General features: G+C 45.9%; 21 protein-coding genes and 1 other annotated feature. Of the genes, 2 read left to right on the top strand and 19 right to left on the bottom strand.

Going from position 1 to position 22,028, the window contains the following annotated elements:
* Nucleotides 1-650 precede the first annotated feature (650 nt).
* From ACFQ3W_RS06545 to ACFQ3W_RS06560, 4 genes are all read right to left on the bottom strand, one after another.
* On the bottom strand, nt 651-1,607 hold the full coding sequence (locus ACFQ3W_RS06545) for a DUF2971 domain-containing protein (RefSeq protein WP_379317845.1): 957 nt from the start codon (nt 1,605-1,607) through the stop codon (nt 651-653).
* A gap of 174 nt (nt 1,608-1,781) precedes the next feature.
* Complete coding sequence (locus ACFQ3W_RS06550; RefSeq protein ID WP_379317847.1) at nt 1,782-2,807, bottom strand: hypothetical protein; 1,026 nt, start codon at nt 2,805-2,807, stop codon at nt 1,782-1,784.
* Nucleotides 2,808-3,074: 267 nt separating this feature from the next.
* A complete protein-coding gene (locus ACFQ3W_RS06555; RefSeq protein WP_379317849.1) occupies nt 3,075-3,605 on the bottom strand; it encodes a LuxR C-terminal-related transcriptional regulator in 531 nt (176 codons plus the stop codon).
* Between the two features lie 293 nt (nt 3,606-3,898).
* A complete protein-coding gene (locus tag ACFQ3W_RS06560; RefSeq protein WP_379317851.1) occupies nt 3,899-4,234 on the bottom strand; it encodes a DUF6809 family protein in 336 nt (111 codons plus the stop codon).
* Between the two features lie 223 nt (nt 4,235-4,457).
* On the opposite strand from ACFQ3W_RS06560, the gene ACFQ3W_RS06565 reads away from it, so the two are divergent.
* Both ACFQ3W_RS06565 and ACFQ3W_RS06570 read left to right on the top strand, forming a co-directional pair.
* Nucleotides 4,458-4,778, top strand: coding sequence for a hypothetical protein (locus ACFQ3W_RS06565; RefSeq protein WP_379317853.1), 321 nt, complete (start codon nt 4,458-4,460; stop codon nt 4,776-4,778).
* The gene (locus ACFQ3W_RS06570; protein ID WP_379317855.1) at nt 4,778-4,915 is read left to right on the top strand and encodes a GNAT family N-acetyltransferase; all 138 of its coding nucleotides are present in this window, start codon (nt 4,778-4,780) and stop codon (nt 4,913-4,915) included. The genes ACFQ3W_RS06565 and ACFQ3W_RS06570 overlap by 1 nt, the downstream gene beginning before the upstream one ends.
* 185 nt (nt 4,916-5,100) lie before the next feature.
* Here the strand turns inward: ACFQ3W_RS06570 and ACFQ3W_RS06575 are convergent, their stop codons facing one another.
* From ACFQ3W_RS06575 to ACFQ3W_RS06645, 15 genes are all read right to left on the bottom strand, one after another.
* Nucleotides 5,101-5,364, bottom strand: a complete 264-nt coding sequence (locus ACFQ3W_RS06575; RefSeq protein ID WP_379317857.1) for a type II toxin-antitoxin system RelE family toxin — start codon at nt 5,362-5,364, stop codon at nt 5,101-5,103.
* On the bottom strand, nt 5,348-5,584 hold the full coding sequence (locus tag ACFQ3W_RS06580; protein ID WP_379317859.1) for a hypothetical protein: 237 nt from the start codon (nt 5,582-5,584) through the stop codon (nt 5,348-5,350). Before ACFQ3W_RS06580 ends, ACFQ3W_RS06575 begins: the two co-directional genes overlap by 17 nt.
* 42 nt (nt 5,585-5,626) lie before the next feature.
* Nucleotides 5,627-5,755 carry a hypothetical protein gene (locus tag ACFQ3W_RS06585; RefSeq protein WP_379317861.1) on the bottom strand — a complete coding sequence of 43 codons (129 nt, stop codon included), beginning with the start codon at nt 5,753-5,755 and terminating at the stop codon, nt 5,627-5,629.
* Between the two features lie 51 nt (nt 5,756-5,806).
* Complete coding sequence (locus ACFQ3W_RS06590; protein WP_379317863.1) at nt 5,807-8,386, bottom strand: glycosyl hydrolase; 2,580 nt, start codon at nt 8,384-8,386, stop codon at nt 5,807-5,809.
* Between the two features lie 177 nt (nt 8,387-8,563).
* Nucleotides 8,564-8,689, bottom strand: coding sequence for a hypothetical protein (locus ACFQ3W_RS06595; protein WP_379317865.1), 126 nt, complete (start codon nt 8,687-8,689; stop codon nt 8,564-8,566).
* 152 nt (nt 8,690-8,841) lie between these two features.
* The gene (gene asd, locus ACFQ3W_RS06600) at nt 8,842-9,927 is read right to left on the bottom strand and encodes an aspartate-semialdehyde dehydrogenase (RefSeq protein ID WP_379317867.1); all 1,086 of its coding nucleotides are present in this window, start codon (nt 9,925-9,927) and stop codon (nt 8,842-8,844) included.
* A gap of 108 nt (nt 9,928-10,035) precedes the next feature.
* Nucleotides 10,036-10,304, bottom strand: a binding site (T-box leader).
* 102 nt (nt 10,305-10,406) lie between these two features.
* A complete protein-coding gene (locus tag ACFQ3W_RS06605) occupies nt 10,407-12,239 on the bottom strand; it encodes an IucA/IucC family protein (RefSeq protein WP_379317869.1) in 1,833 nt (610 codons plus the stop codon).
* Nucleotides 12,181-13,446 carry a type III PLP-dependent enzyme gene (locus ACFQ3W_RS06610; RefSeq protein ID WP_379317871.1) on the bottom strand — a complete coding sequence of 422 codons (1,266 nt, stop codon included), beginning with the start codon at nt 13,444-13,446 and terminating at the stop codon, nt 12,181-12,183. The genes ACFQ3W_RS06605 and ACFQ3W_RS06610 overlap by 59 nt, the downstream gene beginning before the upstream one ends.
* Nucleotides 13,443-14,219, bottom strand: a complete 777-nt coding sequence (locus ACFQ3W_RS06615) for an HpcH/HpaI aldolase family protein (protein WP_379317873.1) — start codon at nt 14,217-14,219, stop codon at nt 13,443-13,445. Before ACFQ3W_RS06615 ends, ACFQ3W_RS06610 begins: the two co-directional genes overlap by 4 nt.
* Nucleotides 14,216-16,000, bottom strand: a complete 1,785-nt coding sequence (locus ACFQ3W_RS06620; RefSeq protein WP_379317875.1) for an IucA/IucC family protein — start codon at nt 15,998-16,000, stop codon at nt 14,216-14,218. Before ACFQ3W_RS06620 ends, ACFQ3W_RS06615 begins: the two co-directional genes overlap by 4 nt.
* Nucleotides 15,966-17,660: an IucA/IucC family protein gene (locus ACFQ3W_RS06625; protein WP_379317877.1), complete on the bottom strand. Its 1,695-nt coding sequence runs from the start codon at nt 17,658-17,660 to the stop codon at nt 15,966-15,968. Before ACFQ3W_RS06625 ends, ACFQ3W_RS06620 begins: the two co-directional genes overlap by 35 nt.
* A gap of 60 nt (nt 17,661-17,720) precedes the next feature.
* On the bottom strand, nt 17,721-19,079 hold the full coding sequence (locus ACFQ3W_RS06630) for a diaminobutyrate--2-oxoglutarate transaminase (protein ID WP_379317879.1): 1,359 nt from the start codon (nt 19,077-19,079) through the stop codon (nt 17,721-17,723).
* Nucleotides 19,080-19,104: 25 nt separating this feature from the next.
* Nucleotides 19,105-20,109, bottom strand: a complete 1,005-nt coding sequence (locus ACFQ3W_RS06635; RefSeq protein WP_379317881.1) for an ATP-grasp domain-containing protein — start codon at nt 20,107-20,109, stop codon at nt 19,105-19,107.
* Nucleotides 20,110-20,445: 336 nt separating this feature from the next.
* The gene (locus ACFQ3W_RS06640; RefSeq protein WP_379317883.1) at nt 20,446-21,231 is read right to left on the bottom strand and encodes an IucA/IucC family C-terminal-domain containing protein; all 786 of its coding nucleotides are present in this window, start codon (nt 21,229-21,231) and stop codon (nt 20,446-20,448) included.
* On the bottom strand, nt 21,200-22,021 hold the full coding sequence (locus ACFQ3W_RS06645) for an ABC transporter ATP-binding protein (protein WP_379317885.1): 822 nt from the start codon (nt 22,019-22,021) through the stop codon (nt 21,200-21,202). The genes ACFQ3W_RS06640 and ACFQ3W_RS06645 overlap by 32 nt, the downstream gene beginning before the upstream one ends.
* Nucleotides 22,022-22,028: the final 7 nt, after the last annotated feature.

The following is a 22,028-nucleotide window of genomic DNA, read 5'->3' on the forward strand; positions in this document are numbered from 1 at the left end:
TAATGTTCTCTTCTTTTAATCTGTAACAAAGTCAGGTTAGCCCAACTTTGCCCACTTCCACCCCATAATATACATCATAAACAATAAATTGTCAATAATATTGTTATTGTTTTTGTAGGAATTTCAGCTAACGTTCTTGTATTCACGAACCCGAGAGCCTTAAACGACCGTAGGGAGTGGGTCGAAGACTTAGCCTCGCAGAGGTTTTTCGCTTCCTGTCTTCAGCTTCTGGCGATCCCAGGGGCCAACGGCCCCGCAGCGTGAATACTGTGTTGGTATTCTCAGTTCATACCCGTTGATCGGGGATGGACTTTTCCTTTTATACTAAAAGAATCACACGGGGTTAAAAACGTATGCTGTGTTGGGACTTGGATTTCATACCCCGATTCAGCTGGTTGGGCCTTCTGAGCCCGTATCACCGTGCCAACCTGTGGAGAATGTCTGCTTTAGGTCCCCGTGATTTCAAGTTTATGAGTCTTAATAAATCTCTCGTTGATTTCAGTTAACGTTTTCGTATTCATCTTAGGCTGGAGGGTTTGCTGTCTGAGATACTACCATAATTTATACATCGGACAACCAAGGGGGCAATAGCCTCGCTGCATGAAAATGGCGTTAACTGAATTCAACGACTCCTTGTAACTTACAAGTCATTACCTATATGTACTTTTTGATTTAATAATTTTAATATCTGTTGCTTCATATCCGTAATAGCTTAGTAACTGATAGATATCACCCTCTTGTATATCTGATTTAGGTCCTATTACAATTTCTTTGACAATAGATTCCTCATACCCTTTAAAAGATAAATCAAAAAATGAAACAATTTTATTCCTATAAGCTTTAAATTGCAGACCATTAGGAAAAAGGGTCGCGATTTCACCTTGTAATGCTGATTTATCTTCTACTTCATCATACCAATCTTCCCAATTGGCGTATTTATCTATTTCGTCATCAAAAACTATTCTCCATTCCGCCTCTTCCTTGAATGCAGGATTTTTAAATTTAATAGACTTTTGTATAAATATTCTCGAAGATAATTCATGGAATATATCAATCGCGTAAGTTTCTCCAGAAAAAAGTTTTTTTGTATCCCCCGTTTCAATTGCATATAATATGCTCTCTATTATATCTTTTGAATGCTCTCTAATTTGTGCTGAATAACTATTATTATTTTGATCTGGGTAATCGACTCTTAATAATTTTATACTCTCCTCTTTGCTAATAAGTGTTTTTAAGGAGTCAGAATTAAACCCAATAGATAAGCCATAACCATCATCAGCGTAACCTCTCCATTGACTCAGTTTATCTCCTTCTTCAGAAAAACAAGCTGCATAAAAAAGCGCTTCACTTCTTTCTAACGTTCTTTCTTTAATCGATTTAATAATCAGCTCCAACGTAGTGGTTTCATCCAAGCCATAAATTAGTTGTCCTTTAAAGAAAGGTTCTTCTTTATATTGACGAATAATTTCTTCTTCTATATATTCAATCAACCATTTTGTTTCTATATAATCATTTGATTTAGAAATATCCGACAGTCTTATTGTTTTATTTTTTATAATGTTCAAAAATGTTTCACCGCTACAGTAATGATATAATGGAGTATTCATTAAATTCCCTCGTTTCGTTGATTTCAGTTAACGTTTGTGTGTTCACGACGCCCGACAAAGTCGGGTGTGTCCGGTAGCTTATACTAACCTGTCAATATCTTCTGCCGGACCAAGGGGCGAAAGCTCTGATGCGTGAAAACGATGTTATAGGATGTTCGCAACTTTCCTGAATCGCTACAAATTATTCTCTTTTTTCGCGCTAAAATACTCATTATACTCTCTTTCTATACTTTTATTGTTTGGAAACGTAAGTTTATCAATAAGTAATCTACCTTCCCGTTGTTTCTCATCTGACCAATTTTTATCCCATTCAGCCTGAGTTTCAAAAACCGTTCTGCCACCTAAGACTTGACGTATATCTTCATCCGCTTCCTGCATTGCTTTGTTACTTTGTATGATACCAGGCTGAAAACAATTAATACTATCTGTCACACGCTGTAAAACAACTTCAGTCCGGTCTGCTGTCAATAATTTATAGGGATAATGCTTTTCAAAAAAGTTATTAAATTCTTCAATCTTATAAGGAAATATATCCTTATTCCATAACACAACTAAAAACATAGCTGACCCAAATCTAATAGTAAACATACACTCAGTTCTACGAACTTTCAGAATATCTTTGTCAAATGGTATTTTTCTTCTCATCAAAAAAGCGACACCATTTTGTAGAATTTTAGGTTGCAGATATACATATAAAGGTTTGTAGGAACTTATTGGGCTTAGTAACAATGCCTTTTCTTCTCCAAATGCTGTCATGTCAACATGTATTCCACCGAAAATCGAAACAGGCGGTAAATTATCCTGATTGTTATATAAAATGTATTGAAGCACTTCATTAAACCAATCTGATTTTACATTAGAAGATCGAAGTGTATTATATATTATTTTCAATAGCCAACGTTGAAGTAAATGGTAATCATACTGTACATTTAATCTAGCATCATCTTTATATCTATTTGCAAAATACTCCCGTATCAACCCTACACCATAACCATCTAAAGCTCCCAATATGTCATTATTGCATCTTGGACAAACATCTTTAATGACGAGTCCTTTGTTATCTTTATACCAAATGTTCTTATCGGTTGTAGCATTAAAAGTAACATCTTGTTCTGGGAACATCTCAAGTAACCCAGCTGGAATAATGTGTTCTCTAGTAAGACCCGATCTTTCTTCTAAGCAATACATACATTTTTTCATAATTATTTCTCCATTTTGGTGTTTGATTGTTTTGAATCGCAAATGCGAATTTCCTATAACGTTCTTGTATTCACAACGCCTCACCGGCTTAAGGCTGTGCCAGCAGCCGGCCGCGATGCGGTTAGTCGGTGCAGGTGTGTCCGCTGAATCTGCTCCTCTGCCAATCACCTCTCGCGGACCGAGGGCCGAATGGCCCGATGCGTGAATATGGTGTTATGCGCTGTTACTGACATCATGAAATACTTAAATATGATCTTTAACTCTTATTTATTTTTTGAGTTGGTTTATTCTTGTTGGTGATATACTCATTTCATTTTGAATTTGTTTGTTCGTCTTTCCTTCTTGCATTAATTTTACCAATTCTTTTTCCCTATCTGTTAAAACTCCTGTATTATTCTTATATAATACTTCTTTAGCTGCAGTTATTAGTAATACAATAGCTAACGACATTAATGACATAAAATCTATTGCTTTTTCCGGGTGCTCCACATATTCAAATATCTCTTTTCTTAGATAAATTAATGATAATATTGGTCCAATTACAAAAATAAAACAAAGTATATCAATTAAAATTTTGACTCTTTTATAAAAATTGGACTTCTTATAATCAGATCCGAGTTTTTCTTTCTTGAGCGCTTCTAATTCGATCCCATATTTAATCATATCTATTACAACATAGTATGTAGCAACCACCGAAACAAGAAAAATAACTGTCATAGGTATCTCAGTAAAGATTCTACTTACAGCAAGAAACATTAAAACCAAACTTAAGATAAACAATCCTTTGACGTTGAACATTTAGTATTTCTCCTTTTATGTATCACAGTAATTGCGCATAACATCTTATTCATGAATTCGGGAAATACAGAAATAAAGTCGAATATACGAACAAGATTTCGTAGTCTATATGACCTGTAGTTATATTCTACTATAAAATTGGAATAATATGCCGAACAAATAAATATTTGCTCGAAAATAAAAAAACTCCCGCTAAAATTAGCGAAAGTATTAAATCTATATCTTATTCACTTAACAGCAAGCACATATTCTTGTTATTATTTTTCCAAACCTAGCTCTACCCACCATCAATCTCACTTCCCAACTACCTTCCCCTCCCCACAAAACACCTCCACCATCACCAATGCCCCCATCCTGAACCCCTGGACAAAAGCCTCGCTTGTAACCATGGAATTAGACTGACCGTTCAGATCTAAAATTTCCTCAAGGGCTGCGAAATCGCTCTCTAAAAATCTCTGTTTGACTTCCTCCATCAAATCGGAAATCTTTCTATTGAGTGAACGATATTCTGGATCAGTGGGGATAATACGTTCTTCAGGGTTCAGGTTGCCGTAAAATAATTCTTCTATAATATTTTTCATTAGCTCGCCCTCTTTTGTTTTTATCCAAGTAAGGAGTAACTTATCCAAACTCCCCCTAGACAATTTTAACCTACACGATTAGAGCAAATAGAGTTTTATGCGATATTTGCATATTGTTTTTAACGCCTTACTCGTATAGCTATCCTAGCCGCGATAGCGTCCTTTCTTAATTCAACAAACAGGCTAGAAATTTTAGTTAAAACAAACTGTTCCCAAATAACCTATGTTAAAATGGGCGGGATAAACAAATTTCAAGGCGGGGGATGGGTATATGATTACTGTTAAACCGCTGGATAATCATGAGTTTGATTTTTTCATGGACATGCACTATGAGTCTATCCACATATTACAGGGGAAGCCGGCTAAGCATGAGCTTTTGAATGCTCCCCATCTTAACAAATACCATGAAGGATGGGGCAGAAAAGGAGACCGAGCATTCGTTGCACTAAAGGATAATCATCTTGCTGGGGCTGTATGGTATCGATTGTTCGACGAAACGAATAAAGAGTACGGGTTCGTCGATAGCGATACGCCGGAGCTAGGCATCGCAGTACATTCTGAATTTCGAGGAACGGAATCGGACGAATCTTAATGCATGAAATCATAAAACAAGCAGAGAGCGACGGACACAGATCACTTTCCTTGAGCGTCGACCCCCAAAATACTTCCGTCGTGAAATTATATCAGAAATTGGGATTTGTCAATTGGGGCATTTCCGGAACTTCATAGACCATGAAATTCGATGTCCGTTCCCATCAAGCTAATGGAGTACATCCCTCAGATCGTTTTGGCCGCTTGGCTGTGGTGGTCAATTCTACCTCGTTCACGGGCAAATTCGCCGTCCGCTGCCCCCGCTCCCTCATCGCAACTACTCGAATTACAAAAAAAGGCCCATACAAATTAGCTTGTACGGGTCATTTATAAACATCGCCTCGTGAACCTATTGTTACGACATATACAACTAAAAGGTCTTCTTTAATACTGTAGAGAATGCGACAAGTCCCAACTCTTAAACGATAAAGGTTCGTTTTCCCTTGCAGCTTTTTGATATCAAGTTCCGCATGTCTGGGATTTTCAGCAAGTAGGTCTAAGTGATTTATGATCCTTATTCTAGTTGGTTTATCCAGCTTGCGAAGGTACTTTGCCGCTTCCGAACTTAACTCAATTTCGTAATTCATGCTCGATATCCTTGAGGCGAATGGTTTTTCCTTGTTGGAACTCTAGTTCCGCTTGTTCAATTGCCTTTAGGTCATCTTCTGTTAATTCTTCATCATCGAAAGGGATATGGGCATCAAGGGGATTACTAATGAGGCGTTTTAAGAAATCAGCTACGAGCGGGATATCTTTATCTGGTAATTGTTGAATGAGATTAGCAAGATCTTTCTTGGATACAGCCATGTTAACAACCCCTTTCAAGAACTAATCATAACCATTATAGCATCAGATAACACCGTATTCACTCATAGGGTCTTCTGGCACGGTATCAAAATCTATTCGTGAATCCCTGCGGGACTCCGCCGTCCGCTTGCGATATTCATTTAGCGTACGTACGGCCATCCCACCATTCAAAAAGGGGTGGACCAGGGAACACCCCCCGGTCCACCCCTTCGTCTTACATCCTTACGGCTCAATCCCCCATACAAGCTGACCATTCATATATCCGGTAACCTGTTCATGGTTTGCGAACTGGTTGCCGGATGCTTTGAACGAGTAATCGTCAGCTTGGTTGTAATTGGACCAGTCGGTTTTGGAGAACCGTGCTTGAATTTCTGCGCTCTGGCCGGGATTAAGCGTTCCGGACGAACTCGTAAAGCCAATTTCCAGAGCATAATCGGCTCCGGCAACCGGGGTCGCCAGTTTAACGAAATTGCCGACTACATTCTCACTCCCAATGCTGGCCCAGTCGCACCAGAAGTTCTGTGCCTTTTCCCCGTCAATCGTATAGTAATACCGGAGTTTTATGTCACTTAACTGAATCGCCGAATCACCGGTGTTGACGATTTTGAATTTGGGGGAAATTCCGTTGGTGTTGGCACTCGTGTTGCCGTTAAAGGCTTGGATCGTCAAATCTCCCGCGGGTAGAGGAACACTGCTATCCAATACATTTACGGTAAGAACCGCGTTATTTCCTCCGCTGAAATGAAAGGTTATCACATTCTGACCCAGCGGCAGTGTGGAAAGATAGGATTTGCTCAGAACGACGGCAGCGCTTGATTCCGTATAATCCTGGCTCGATGTTAGAGTAACATTTCCATTCGTTAGGCTTGCATGCTGGTGTCCGTTTAAAGCAAGGGATACGGAAATATCCTGCTGCAGATTTGCCGCTTTATCAAATGTCGCATTCACGGGCGAAATGGACGCGCTTGGTGTGGAGTCGACAACCTTGACTTTTAATACGGGATCTTTTCCTTGATTAAAATCAAAAACGATTGAATGCTCGCCAACCGGCAGCCCGGCCAGGAATTCTTTTTTCAGCAGCAGCGTACTTCCGCTCAAGGTATAATCCTGAGTCGCGGTCAATGCATTGGCGCCTGCCCGGAGAGCTGTTAGCGTATTACCGTTAAAATTCACGGTTATGGCTTTATCGCTTTGACTCGGCGCATATTTGTCAAATTCGACGTTTGCAGGTGTGATGGACGCACTTGGAACGTCAACCTTTAAATCGGGCAGCTCATCCAACGTGATTACATAATCACTCTGATAGAGTGTTTTCAATGTGGCCGGATAATTAAAAGCGGAACTCATGAGATGTTCGCCATACCATGGGCAGAAGTACAGCCATCCCGATTTTTCCTCTGTCAGATTTTTTACGCTTGGGACGGTGTCGTTCTCCGTCATGGCCACCATTTTCTTGCCATCCGTTAAATCAACAAGCTGATAAAAAATTGAGGTAATGGCATCCTCATTGGGCACGCCGGACAAACCATCATAGCGGTTGTAGATCGTATTGTATTTATCATAGCCGACAATATCCACCTGATCGTCGCCGGGATACCACGCGGGAGAAGTGCTATACACGTAGCTGTTGTAGGTCCAGATCAAGTTGTGCAAGCCATACGTCTCCGTAAGTTCGGTATAGAGCAGATCCCACAGCCGTTTATATACATCCGCGCCTGCCGAAGCCCACCAGAACCACGCGCCTTCCCCATTCAACCCGCCGTTGCCCTCCGCCTCATGATAGGGACGGAAAATAACCGGCACATTATTATCTTGCAGAATCTGCAGCTGTTTCGCCAAATCCTTAATTGTCATCTTCACGTATTGATATTCTTTCGTACCGGGAACCACCGCATTGGCTGTATTAAAATTGGTTTCCGTCGGCTTGTAGGTGGCGTTCTTCCAATCCACAAACTCCCCGAGCTGATAAGTGGTAAAATTTCGCGGCACATTGATATGCCAGGAAGTAGTCGCGATCCCGCCCCGGTTATTCACCCAATCGATCATCCGATTGGTTGTGCCGTCCTCCCAACCGTAGAGCGGATTATAGTTCATAAGATCGAAGCCGCGAATTGCCGGATACTTTCCGGATAAATTGTAGATCCAATCAAACTCCAACTCAGAATTGCCGTCATTTCCGCCTCCATAAATCTCCTGTTGTCCAGAGATAATATGGTTGCCGTAAACCTCCGTTAAATAATTCATCAAAAGCTGCGTTTCCGGCGTGGCCTGGGGATCCGTTAGAACAGGTTGCACATCCAAGGGATCAAGATCGGCATGATCCACAGTGAAGGTGTCAAAATAAGCGAATCCCCAACCGGCCTTCAATTGGATGGTGTTGCTTCCTTGGTTCAGCTTATGAAAACCAAAATCGAAATTCGACCATGTGGTCGTGTAGGGCAGCATATACGAACCCTTCGTAACGCCGTTAACGGTTAAATATTGTAGTCTGCCGTCTGGACTGAGCTCCTGCATATATCGGGTGGAGATCGCATACATGCCGGTTTCCGGGACGGTCACTGTAAAAGTGATTGTGCCAGAATTCTGCATCCAGACAAATCCGCTCCCGGAGAATCCGGGTTTGGGTTGTCCGTAGATTTCAGTGACCACTTGAAGATCTGAGGTGAGCTCAGCTTCTTCGCTTTCAATCGTGAAAAGTGCGGAGTCTGCTTGAACGGGTGTTGTCATAAATTCGAGCGGCAGAGGAAATAGGAGAGTAAATGCCAGCAAAATTACACTTGCCTTCTTGAGCAAATCGTTCATTCCCATCTTTCCTTTCCATGTTAAATTTGATAAATGATTGTTCGATCTATCAACTCATGGATGCGCTTTCACATAATACATACCTTATGTACCAATTGATGTAAATATATCAACATTGAAAGTTCTGTACTACTTAACGTCAACCACTGATGCCGCCCAGATATTCCGTTACCTCGCCTACTGCGTCGGGACACCATTCGTGATGATGATCGAGATGATGTCGGACTGTTTACAACCGCGGATCAGCGCGGAGTCAAATTCCAGTTTGATAAAAGCAAACACCCGTTCCTTCGTCTTTTCCATTCGACAATGAGTTATCATCCACTAAAATTGTTTTTTGCCATAAGAATATTAGCCTCCGGAATACCGCGCACAAGAAAAAACGTCCGAAACCGATCATCATCGGTTCAGACGTTTTTACAATAAACTTTGCTAAAAGCCGGAGCAATCCGCTCCTATTTCGCTTGAATGTACCCTTCCGCTTTGAGCAGCTCGGCGATCAGGACGGCACCGCCGGCCGCGCCGCGCAGCGTGTTGTGCGACAGGCCTACGAATTTATAGTCGTAGACTGTATCTTCGCGCAAGCGACCGGTCGAGACGCCCATGCCATGTTCCAAATCGCGATCGAGTTTGGTTTGCGGCCGGTTTTCTTCTTCAAAATAAGTGATGAATTGTTTCGGCGCGCTTGGGAGACCCAACTCCTGCGGTCTTCCTTTGAATTGGTTCCAGCGTTCAATGATTTCCGCTTTGGTCGGCTTCTTCTTGAACGATACAAAAATCGTCGCCAAATGGCCATCCGTTACCGGCACGCGGATACATTGCGTCGTAATCAGCGGCGTGCTCGCTTTGATGATCTGTCCACCCTCAACATGGCCCCAAATGCGCAGCGGCTCCTGCTCGCTTTTTTCTTCTTCCCCGCCGATATATGGAATGACGTTGTCCAGCATCTCCGGCCAATCGGTGAAGTTTTTGCCCGCTCCGGAGATCGCCTGATAGGTGGAAGCGACGACGGTCGTCGGCTCAAAATCCAGCAGGGCGTGCAGCGCCGGAACGTAGCTCTGAATGGAGCAGTTCGGCTTGACGGCGATAAAACCTCTGTCCGTGCCAAGCCGTTTGCGCTGCGCTTCGATCACTTCGATATGCTGCGGGTTGATTTCCGGAATGACCATCGGGACATCGGGTGTCCAGCGGTGAGCCGAGTTGTTGGAGATCACGGGAGTTCCCGTTTTGGCATAAGCTTCTTCCAGTGCCCGGATTTCATCTTTTTTCATATCTACCGCGCAGAAGACGAAATCGACCTGATCCGTCACTTCTTCCACTTTGGAAGCATCTTGAACGACGATGTTCTTGACGGCTTCCGGGATTGGCGTAGCCATTTTCCATCTGCCTTGCACGGCTTCTTCATAAGTTCTACCCGCAGATTTCGCGCTGGCCGCAATGGCTGCTACTTTAAACCAAGGGTGCTGGTCCAATAGCTGAATGAACCGTTGACCTACCATGCCTGTTCCGCCCACAATACCAACCTTCAATTTTTCTCCCATCTAAACATCCTGTCCTTTCTCTTTATCGTTTTTTTATCTGTACCTCGGCCAATCCAAATGCTTCCCCTGTCAAATAAAAAAATCCCACCTCCAAGACAACAATTTCGTCTTGGGGGCGAGATTGGTATGCCCGCGGTACCACCCCAGCTTCGTCGATACGTCGCCGCATCAACCTCTTCAAGTACAGCATGCCACTTGGCAAGGCCTATACTCTAGCTCTGTAACAGGAGCTCCTGACACACCATCCCTCATCATCCGATCGTTCCGGTGTGCTGCTCAGAGGCTTTTTTCAATAAAGAAACGCTTTGCTCCTTTTCAGCGCGCGGAGCTCTCTGTGAAAGTTTTCGTTTACCTACTCATCTCGTCATCGCATTTTAAATGTTGCGTTTATCTTACCAAATAACGCCCCACCCGTAAACCATAAACTTAAAGGAAAAACCGCGAAATACATCGCGGTGACAAATGGTTAAGCCATATGCCTAACTATAGAACGGATTATGCCCGTTGCCCTTGCCAGAAGGCATCGCGCCTGGGACTCCTTCTGCTTCAAGCAACGGACGAACCACCAGCTTCACAGGCCATTCCTTGCTCTCAAATATGGTTTGGTACAGCTCGGCATAGTCCGCTTCGGGAAGCTCAGCAGCTTGAAGTGCCTCTTTCCATGCTTCTCTTGTAATGGTCCACAATTGCTGCTTTGGAATGTCATAGACCTCAGATAGAGCTTCCATAATGGACGCCAAATTGACTTGGGTACCAAGGGATTGTACATAAAAAATCAGCTTTTGGATTGTCTCATTGTACAGACTGTTGGAATAGCCGGGGCGAATATGATATTTCGGATCTGCTATGCCATGCTTGTCCAGATAAGGCTGATGAAGGCGCACTGAATCATGGTCACGGAACAGGAGCCCCTTGACTTGGTTACCCTTCAATACTAGACAGCAGTTCTGCCCGTGAAGCTCCGGCACTACTCCAATCTTAAATAGACGCATAGTCACACCATAAAACATAGAGGCAAGATCCGTGTAGAAACTAAGAACCTCCCCGTAGGTGAGAGACTTCCCCATAATTTCAGACAAGAAATGCCGCCCGCCCAAGTTCACTCCTAACGCAGACATTGGAATGACTTTGTAGTCTTCTTTTAAAAGCTCAGATGGGTAAAGGCGGAGCTGTGCAGATAGATGACGAGGATGATCATCAAACAGCCCCATGGCTGCTGGCATGTAGCCCCACCAGTGCTGTTCCTCGCACAGATAGACCTTGTGTTGCAGGGTTTCATCACAGGCAACAGCCTGACGCAGCATCTTTTCCCCAGCCAGGCCGTTAAGCAGCTTTACAACCGGTAAGTACCGTGCAGCTCCCAAGGAAAGTACACTCACGGGCAGCTTGAGCATGACGCTAGACTCCGAAATTGGAGCCATTGAACGCAACGAGGAGGTAGCCAGAAAATCGCCTGCCTCTACATCCAGAACAAGGAGGGTTCCCTCTTCTATTTCTTGATTAAACTTGTGCAAAATAATATGCTTCAGCTGCCAAGGATGCACAGGAAGTACTACGTATTCATCCGAGCTTATGCCCCGTCGATCCATCTCTTCCTCCACGGCAGATCGCTGCTCGGGATTCAATAGATCCAGACAGGACACACGTCCGTTCTGACAGCCTTGTTCGACCGAATCGGCCCGCAACGCGACCCAGCGAAGCCGCACTGGATTTCCAAATTCAGCCGAATACTGCAAATGGTCCTCCTCGGAAAAGCCCATTTTGGCTTTGGCTGACGGGTGGAAGGGACGGTCTCGCAGCGCAGCGATCTGTTCCCCTTTGATAAACCACTGGTACGGGGAGGCCGGTGTAAAGGCCAGCAATTTTTCCACATGCTCCTGACCTAGACTAATTGAAAGCTGCTGAAACGCGGCTTCTATACATTTTAGGAAGTCCTGGACACCTGGTTGAGCATAGGCTTCATCAGACAGTGCAGAACCCAGCACGGCCTCCGCCACTTCTGACGGAGAGTCAAGGGCTTCCCACTTATCCCTGCCCATTTTCCGATAAATAGGCGAATTCTGAACCCACTCCAGTCCCAGACGAAGGCTTGTCTGCACCAGAAACATTATCTCACCTACATGAACATGAACTCTGGGTTCTCCTACAAAGCTTCCGTATTGCTGCTGAATCTGCTCTGATGCTTCAGATAAAGGCTTGATCGTATTTTCATCCAATCCATAAAGCTGTTCCGCCAGAACAGCATTTAATAAATCAGCATTGATCTGCTGCTTGGCCAACTGCTGACCGGACTGTATCGTCGATGGCTGCATGTTCCTTCCCTCCCGTCAAATAGTAAAACTCCGGATGCGGATGGCCTAGAAAATCGTGATGAGAAATTGTCCAGCAGTAGGCTCCCGACTTTTCGAATATAACAATGTCCCCTACACACAGACGTTCTACTTCTGCATCCGTGTGTAATCGATCTTTAGGCGTGCACAGCTCGCCCACGATCGTAACCTTGCCGTGTCTGACCTCTGGTCGGTCAAAGGGATAAGTCCACCTGTCTGTCGGCATGATGACAAAGGGATGATTATGCCCCCAGGAAGCTGGCAAGCGGTTATGGTGCGTCCCTCCCCTGAGCACAGCGAACTGCTGTTGATGAGAGGTTTTGATATCGATGACCTCAGCCGCATAATAGCCGTGATCCGCAACAATGAATCGACCGGGCTCGAACAGCAGGTTCATACCGGCGAGTCGCTTGATTGCATCGCTTTGCGCTATTAAGGATGTGAACAGCGGCCAGTCGAATTCCGGTGCTTCATTATAGGAGACGCCAAAGCCTCCGCCTGCGTTGATAACCTCAATCTCGAGATCATAGCGGGCTGCCCACTCCGCCACCTTTTGCAAATAGAGTTCAATCATTTCTGCATGCAGCTTTGCATCAAGATTGTTTGATAGCGAGTGAAAATGAAAACCGCACAGCCGGACTGCCCCCTGTCCCTCATTTCGAATCATCGCAATCGCTTGCCCGATCAGCTGCTCATCCAGTCCAAAGGGAGTGGGGCGTCCACCCATCGTAATTTTCGTCTGTGGTAGCGTATCCGCTCGCAGATTGATGCGAAGCAGGATTTTCACTGGATCAATCCGGTCCCTGGCCAGCCAAATCATTCTTCTCAGCTCAAGGAGGCTTTCTACATGGATGTAAGTCACATTATGCTGGATAGCCATTTCCAGCTCGGATTCTCTCTTTCCCGGCCCCCCGAACAAAATCTGAATGCTATCGCTGATTTCTCTTACCTTGAGCAGTTCACCAATGGAAGCGACCTCGAATCCATCCACCAGCGGGAGCAGAGACTCAATAACCCGCGGGTCAGGGTTCGCTTTGATCGCGTAGAACAGCCTCGCCCATGATGGCATAGTCTGCTGCATTTCCCGGACATTTTTCTGTATGCCATCCAGATCATACACGTAAGCACATACGGGCTCCCGACTCTTTGTCTGCAGTTGATGAATGGCCTCCCATACCTTTGGCTTCATGTCCATCCACCTGCGCTCAGATAGTCATTCCGCTTCTGCATATAAGCACGAAATGCCGTGTTCCTATCGTCTCCTAGCATATAAATGAACACCCCTCGATCCGACCAGAACTGCATATCCTCCTTGCTCCTTGCCACTGCCGCATACGGAACACCGCAGCGCTGTGAAACATCAAACAATAGCTTCAACTGGTTTTGGACCTCCGGATGATCCGTTTGCCACGGCACACCAAGGGATTGTGATAGATCTGCTGCCCCCTCAAGCACGAAGCTGACCTGTGGATGGGCCAGTATAGCTTCGCTATTCCGAATGCCTTCCGTACTTTCGATCATCGGTACGATCATGATGTTCTCATTCGCTTCTTGGATGTAGTCAGTCAGTGAATATTTGGCGAAGCTTGCCGGACGGCCGCTGTTCAAGCTGCGCATTCCCAAAGGATGGTAATATGCATAACGAACGGCCTCCTCCACTTGCTCTAGCCGCTCAACATGGGGGATCACTAGACCCTGAGCACCGCAATCCAGCAGCTTCAAAATTTCGGTTCGTTCCACCCTTGAGATTCGGACGAGCGGTGTCATGCCCATCAGTTCAGCAGCACGAATCAGTTCCTCAACATTCTCCATATTTGTGGAAGCATGCTCGTAATCGATAACGATAAAGTCATATTCAGCATGACCGATCATTTCCACAATCACAGGATGCGGGATGGAAACGAATAGTCCGAAGACGGGCTGTTTTTGATTTATTTTTCCTATTAATGTGTTGGGTCTCATAACAGCCCCTCCCTGGCCCTCCGCAGCGGATTGGCCACCTTACGGAAAAAGAGCTCGCTATCGCCGTATATCCGGCGCTTCGTCATCTCCTCGATCAACGCTTCCTCCGAGAACAAATCGAACCATTCGAACCTTTCCCTATACTCGGGATGCTCCTTCTGGTACTGATCAATTGTTGCCGCACATTGTCGCCAGAATTCCTGCTCCGGCAATCCGAAGTGTTCTAAAGTCAAGGCAAGCTCGGTCATGCAAATGAAGAAGAAAGCATCATACGTATAATCACGAACCTCTGAAACATGAGCGGCATGGATGAACGAATAACGGTTGAATTTTCGATGGGTCTCTGGCTCTGGATGCAGATTCGGTGCCAACTGAGGATAGAGCAGTGTATTCGGAACATAACGTACGCTATCATGCAAATCCTTGATGATCATCCGTTTTGGAAGTCCATCCTCCAGGACCAAAATAATGTTCTGCGCATGAGATTCCAATGCAATTCCATGTGAATAAAGCAGATGAATGATAGGGCGGACTAAGGTCTGGATGAGCGCTTCGCTCCACCGCTTGATCCCGTGCTGGTCGATGACCTTTCGGATGAAGGGCTCGTTGTTTTTTTGCACCAGCATCAGTGCATTCAGTGGCCAGGCGTCCTCCCGCTCCAGAAGGTAAGTAGAAATGTTTTCCCGCCAGATTGCTCCAAGTGTGCCGTAGGCGCTTTGATATTGAACCGTGGACATTTCTTCATACCGGAAAGAGACCCCCATCACCTCTTTGAGAATATGGAATTGTTCCCGCTGTAGAAATTCGTCCTGACGAATCAGATCATCCAGCCAATCGCTGATCCGCGGCGCATTCTGAGTGGTATGGTGTGCAAGTATACGGGAGGTGGAGGTATTCGTGATGCTAAGTGATAATTTAATATAAGAAGCATCATTACGTTTCCTGTTTGACAGGGATCGAATCGACTGCTGCGCCCGGTAAGGACTTTCGGAGGTTCCAAGCGGAATTAGCTGCCTGTTGATGCGCTGATGGGTAAAGACAGCACCCAGCTTGCGCTCCCACTGCCAAGGATGCACAGGAATCAGCACATACTTGCTTCCATCCCCCTCCTGCTCCAGAATACGGGTGAACCTTTGCCGATCCTTCTCTGTCAGATGCTGTCCATAGAGCTCCTCCTCTGTGTACCCTGTTGAAAGTGCTGTATCCATAAGCTCCTCCTTGACGGCAACCCAGTAGAGATGGATTTTCTGATTGAACTCCGGTCCATAGGTCTGATTGTCTTCTAAGGAAAAGCCAAGTCTGGATTTGTAGCTCGGATGATAGGGATGTCCGTCTGTCATATGGCTCTCAAGCGCATCATAATGCCTGTCTTGATCCGGAATGCAATCAGGGATAACGAGCCTGCTTTGATAGTCCTTTGCCAACGTTTCCAGCAATTCATGAATGAAGGAGGGAACCTGAGGACCGTCTAAATGGTTCAGAACCAGTTCCTCCAGGAACAGATGCAAATCGGTACATGGCGCACCTTCTCTTTTCAAGGATCCTTTGACAATTTTGATGCGGCCGAAGGAGTATTTCTCCTCCGCCTCACAGGAATAAATGACAGGTTGTCCACCTGAGCTAATCCCGCACGTCTTCCAGGTCCTGTCGGTTCTGTCACAGCTAAGGATGCCTTCGAACCACAAAGCCTCAAGCGTCTGGCGCATGATTTTCTCCTGGACCTCGTCATATGAAACCAGTTTCTCGTTAGACAAAGAGCCGATGGTTACCACTCGTTTCACTCCCTACCTTCTTGATCATATTGCGCACAGGGACATAAGCCGGTGTCTCGCTAATCCCCCAAAGACAGCTCATCATATTTCGCTTCGCATGGAACACATCTGACGTTAGCAAATACTTGACATAAGCGTTCCCGGATCGCAAATATTCCTGCATGAGCACTTCATGAACGATCCTCCAAAAATGCTCTTCCATGACGCGAACATCTCTGGCTATGGTATGAATCAATGACCCCAAATGATTTACGATAAAATAGTATGACGTCCGAGCCCAGGCCTCTTCTCTTGGATAAAATAGTGGACTGGATGAGCTTAATTCACCCGATTTCTTCTCTATTTCTACGCTGACCCCTTCCAGATCTCGAATGATAAAGGCAGTTGGCATCCCCTCCCGAATACTGAGCAGCGTGTTCTGTAAATGTGCTTCAAAATGAATGCCCTTCTCCCAGGCGATGCGAACAATCGGCAGGAGTGACAAGTCCAAATATCGTTCAAACCATCGCTCAATATGAGTGATGTCAGCCTTCAGCATCGATATAAGGCGTGAGGGTTTTCCCGGTACAGGCGCCTCTACTAGGCTTGCTAGCACAAAGGTACAATTCGTGTCGTATTCGATGGGCCGGTAGGCAATCGTGAACAACCGGGTGAGCTCCTCTTCTTCAAATCGGCATGTGGTGAACCCCGTTTCGTAAGCGATGCGAGTTGGCGATTCTGGACCAAAGCCATCTTGCTGCAGCAAATAGCGTGAGGCATCTAGTGTTCTGCGCATTTGTATATCGCTATTATTGCGAACCATGTTCGTAATCTGCATATTCAAAGGCAGCTTGATGTTGCAGTTCATTTCAGGGAGAAAGACTGTTCGCACCGAGGTCGTTGGATAAGCAAGGGGACCCAGGCTGCCGAGAGGGATCAGTTTCCCTTCACGTACATACTCCTGAACCGCAGCAAGCTCTAGCACATGGTTATATTGCCATGGGTGGACAGGAAGCAGAGCGTATTCACTGCTCCTGTCGCCGAGCCGATCGCGAAGCTGTACATTCAGGCTTTCCTGCAGCAGCACTTTTTTCTCGTCAGACACCCACTCTTCCTGGTACATATCCCTTCTCACGGCAAAATACTTCAACTGAAACGAAGTTCGCAGCTCCGGGCTGTACATTCGAACATCCATTTCGGAGAACCCCAATGAATTTTTGGGAAAAGGATGAAAGGGATGGCCGTAGATAAGGGCTTGCTCAGATGTCCGATAGTCTGAAATCTCAAGCTCATCTGCCTGTTCAAGAAACAGGGCTAGATTGCGATTGCTGTTGTCGACCCTTTCTGCAAAGCTTTGTGCCTTCTCCTTCCTGATTTCAGCGACACCTGAGACCTCGCGAATGATCCAGCGAACCAGGTCTCTGTATTCTACTAAACCATCTATCTTTTCTTTGCTGGACCAACGCATGCTGTGATATTCATGCTCTCCTGTATCCGAATAATAAGAGAGCTTTCCATAGACCGTAACGCCGCTTGCCTTGAAAAGAACAGCATATTCCATAGTGTCAGCATTCATGAGAATAAGCTCGCCAAATTCCTGCACCAGCTCGCGGATATAACAGTTAAGCAGCAGCTTGCACGAATGCAGATTGGCTTGGCACTGGCTATCGGACCGAAGCTTGCTTTCCATTTCAAACAAAGGGGTCAACCTTCCTTCCAGAAAATAAATAAGTTGCAGACTTACGATGCATCATCCGTTCAAATTGGATACCTCTGCAATGGCTTCTATTACTGATTTTTCAAAGATCGACAGCACTTCTGCCGTTTCTTGCTCTGTGATGATCAGCGGCGGCAAAAATCGTACTACAGCGGAGTGACGACCGCCCAGCTCAACGATGAGTCCATGCTCAAAACATTTTCTCTGAATCGCGGCAGCGAGCGCTCCATCTGGTGGATAATGGCCCAAGCGATCTTTAAGACCAGCTGTATTCACAATTTCAACCCCGATCATCAGCCCTCGACCCCGAACATCGCCAATGTCCTCAAATCTGGCTTTAAGTTCGTTAAGGCTAGCCTTAAACTGTTCGCCACGGTCTCGCACGTTCTGAAGTACGCTTTGCTCCCGAATGTATCGCAGTGTCGCAAGTCCAGTGGCCATCGCCAATTGATTGCCGCGGAAAGTACCGGTATGCGCACCCGGCCGCCATTGATCCAGCTCTTCCTTGTAAATGACGAGGGACATGGGCAAGCCGCCTCCCACCGCTTTGGAACAGACGATCACATCGGGGATAATCCCGGCATGCTCGAATGAGAACATGCAGCCTGTACGGCCGATCCCTGTCTGAACTTCATCAATGATCAGCGGGATTCCTCGTTCAGCCGTAATGCGCCGCAGCTCTCGCAGCCATTCAAGGTTAGCTGGAATGGCCCCCCCTTCGCCCTGGATCGTCTCGACGATGACGCCGCAAGGTGCGGAAATGCCGCTTTCACAGTCATCCAGCAGGTTTTCAATATACTGTGCGCTCAGCTTGGCTGTCATTTCGCCTCCCATGCCGAATGGGCAGCGGTATTCATAGGGAAAAGGCAGGAAATGAACATCTGGCAGCAAGCTTTGCAGCTGCTCTTTTTTGCTCAAATTGCCGCTCATAGCGATCGTTGCCTGCGTTGAGCCATGGTAGCTCCCTTGGAAGGCAAGAATAGACTTGCCTTTTGTCGCATATTTGACCAGCTTGATGGCAGCTTCTACCGCATCCGCTCCAGTGGGACCGCAGAACTGTATCTTAGTGCTATCTCTTAGCTCAACCGGTAAAATCGAAAACACTTCCTGCATAAAGGCAAGCTTAAGGGGTGTGGCCAAATCCAGAGTATGCAGCGGGATTTCCTGCTCTAGCACTTCACGAATCGCATCCAATACAATGTCGTGGTTATGTCCCAGCGCCAGCGTACCGGCACCTGCCAGGCAGTCATAATACATGCGCCCCTCCGTATCGGTTACTTTTATTCCTTTGGCTCTGCTGATCACAAGTGGAAAATGCCGGGGGTAAGAACGTGCATTCGATTCCTTTTCCTCCTGCAGTCTTAGATAATCGTTCTGCAATTTAACTGACATAGGTTGCTACGCTCCTTTTCTCCAGTCATCTGATTGCTTCTTCGAACAGATACTCCAAATACAGACGAACTACATCACGGGAAGCTCCTTGATATGAAAATACGTGATACGTCATGTCAGGAAGGGCATTGACCTCTAAAATAGCACCGATGGGCTGCATCAGAGGGAGGCTGATATCAGGACAGCGTATATCGATTCCCGCGACATCAATTTGAAGTACCTCTGCAGCGTCTATCGCCATTTTCTTGTTGGCCTCACATATGGTGTCGGTGCGATCGGCATAGATTTCACGGATGTCATTTGCAGCAGCATTTTGAGTGTCATACAGCTCCACCTGAGTTCCAGCCGGGATGAGATCGTCCAGGGCTACCCCCTGCTTGTCCAGCACCATCGTCAACTCTCTCGAATCCATGCTGATTTCGGCAAATGCCTCCATTTGTCCAATGTCGTTGCGGATTATTCTGGATTCATTTAGCAGCTGAATCAACTGCCGGATTGAAGCTGAACCATCGCCAATCACACAGGCTGGACGGTATTCAGTGACCGCAGCCACCTTACCATTGATAATCAGTACGCGATAATCCTTGCCTGGTATGAATTGCTGAAGCATCATGCTCTTACTGTAAAAGCTTGCTTTCCGAATGGCCTCGCCCAGCTGCTTCCTGGTCCGAACGTCAAGTGTCACGCCGGCACTGCCGCTGGCATCAAGAGGTTTGACCACGACAGAGGATTGGTTCTCCAAGAACCGGACCGCCTCTTCTCCCATCTCCGAGATCACCATAAATGGGGGGATGGGCAGCCCTCGCCTTTGCAGCAAAAGGTTGGTAGCCTCTTTGTTTTTTGCCAGCAGTCCAGCCATCAAAGAGAGCTTGTGGGATCTCGTCTTATTAATCACGATGCTTCTTCCTTGATAAGTTAGCTCCAGGAAATCCTCACACCCTTGAAGAAGCGGCCGACAGGTTATGCCCATTTCATGAGCTTTGCTTAGGATCAGTCGATTATGTAGATTTTGGAGCTTTGCTCCATCCATCCTAAACCCTCCATTGTCCGATGAAGCTTTGCGGGTTCGAACTCTTCATCGCAAAATAAGTCATTGCGAATATTTTAATGATATTGATAATCATTATCGTTTGTTATTATCTTACAAAATATCGCTTGTTTCTGTCAATATTAATCTATTAAGGAAAAATATGATACTTGTATTACAATGTTGGGATATTCAGAAAGCGCCCTATATTAACGAAAGAGCGCCTCCCTATGAGTGATAGTTTTTAGTGGGTGATAGAATAGATGTCTGTTGAGGAATGGTGAAAGAGGTAAATAGAATATACATACAGGAGCTTCTCTAAGAGAAGCTGGATAGAGGTTAATGCCCCCTTTTGGGACAAGTCGAACAATAATCATTCGGTTCATCTGACACCAAATAATAGTAACAGCAGGTTTTGCGCACACGAATTGGAGTATCGGACTCCGATGTTGTCGTTTTAGGGCTGTTAAATTGCTGAAGTGGGTTACGTGATTCACCAAAGAGGTGAGCGGGAGCATCATGAAGCAGATAATGGTAATCCTCCTCAAATTGTTTCCTTTGCTCAAAGCTGGCTCCCTCTACATATTTCTTCTCATACAGCCAGTACACATAAATGGCCGTATTTTCCCATAATACGGATTTGGAGATTTTAGCCGTCTTGGACAGTGCGTTCCATACCCTGGATAAATTCCCGGCAAACATCTGCTGGATGATCTGATCGCGCCATTCCTTACGCAGTCCTGCCTGCGGCATACTTATCCTGGTATTGAGCAGCCGAGCTTTAGGCAACCAGACCTCCCCCTGATAGCTTGATTCGATCCAGCCGTTCTCCAGTGTTACATTCAAACCTTTGTTGAAAAGCGACATGGCATATAGCCCAGACGCCACAACGAGATAAGCGTAACGCTTGGCAAACAGCGATACCGTTGCAGTCTCCGATGTGGTCTCAAAAATGTCACCTACCCTGCGCAAATAGTGCTGACATTTCTCCTGATTCAGCAAATCGGCAAAAGGAATACAAAATGCCGAATCCGCCGCCAAAGGGTTCAGGGACAGGCGGTATTCAGCAGTAAGAACCTCTAGCTCCTCGGGCTCAAGCCAGGTGTCCATAGCGTTGTTCATCATGTATCTTTCTCCCCCTTCCGTAAGGAATGCATAACGGTGTTCCAAAAAGCGGATCTACGGCAATTTCACAATCCATTTGAAAAACGGTCTGGACCATTTCGCGCGTAACGATATCCTCCGGTCTCCCCTGAGCATAAATGGACTTATTATGGACCGCAACAACATGATGGGCATAGCGACAAGCCAAATTCAGGTCATGCAAAACCATCACAATCGTACGATGTTCCTTCTCATTTAACTCGAACAGCAAGTCCAGAATATCGATTTGATGGCTCATATCCAGATAGGTTGTCGGCTCGTCAAGCAGCAACAATTCGGTGCCTTGAGCCAGCGTCATGGCAATCCAGGCCCGCTGCCGCTGCCCGCCCGAGAGCGCATCTACAGGTCTGTCCGCCAGCTCGGACAGCTGTGTAGACTGGAGCGCAAGCTGAACCATGCGTTCATCCTCACGCGACCATTGTTTCAGCCAACTTTGGTGCGGATACCTCCCCTGTCTGACAAGTTGCCTTATGGTCAGGCCTTCAGGAGCTACAGGACCCTGAGGTAAAATAGACATCCGCCGGGAAATTTCCTTAGTCGGAAGCTTGGCTATTTCATCTCCATCCAGCAGCACTGAACCCGTCCGAGGCTTCATTAATCGTGCTATTGTGCGCAGCAGTGTAGATTTACCGCATCCATTGCTGCCAATCAGCACTGTAATCTTCCCTTTTGGAATGGTCAAATTCAGATTGTCGATAATTGGGTTGTCTCCATAGGAGATGGTCAGGCCTTTGGCTTCCAGGATACTCACAATTCTC

Source organism: Paenibacillus puldeungensis (assembly GCF_042678945.1).
GTDB classification, from domain to species: Bacteria; Bacillota; Bacilli; order Paenibacillales; family Paenibacillaceae; genus Fontibacillus; species Fontibacillus puldeungensis.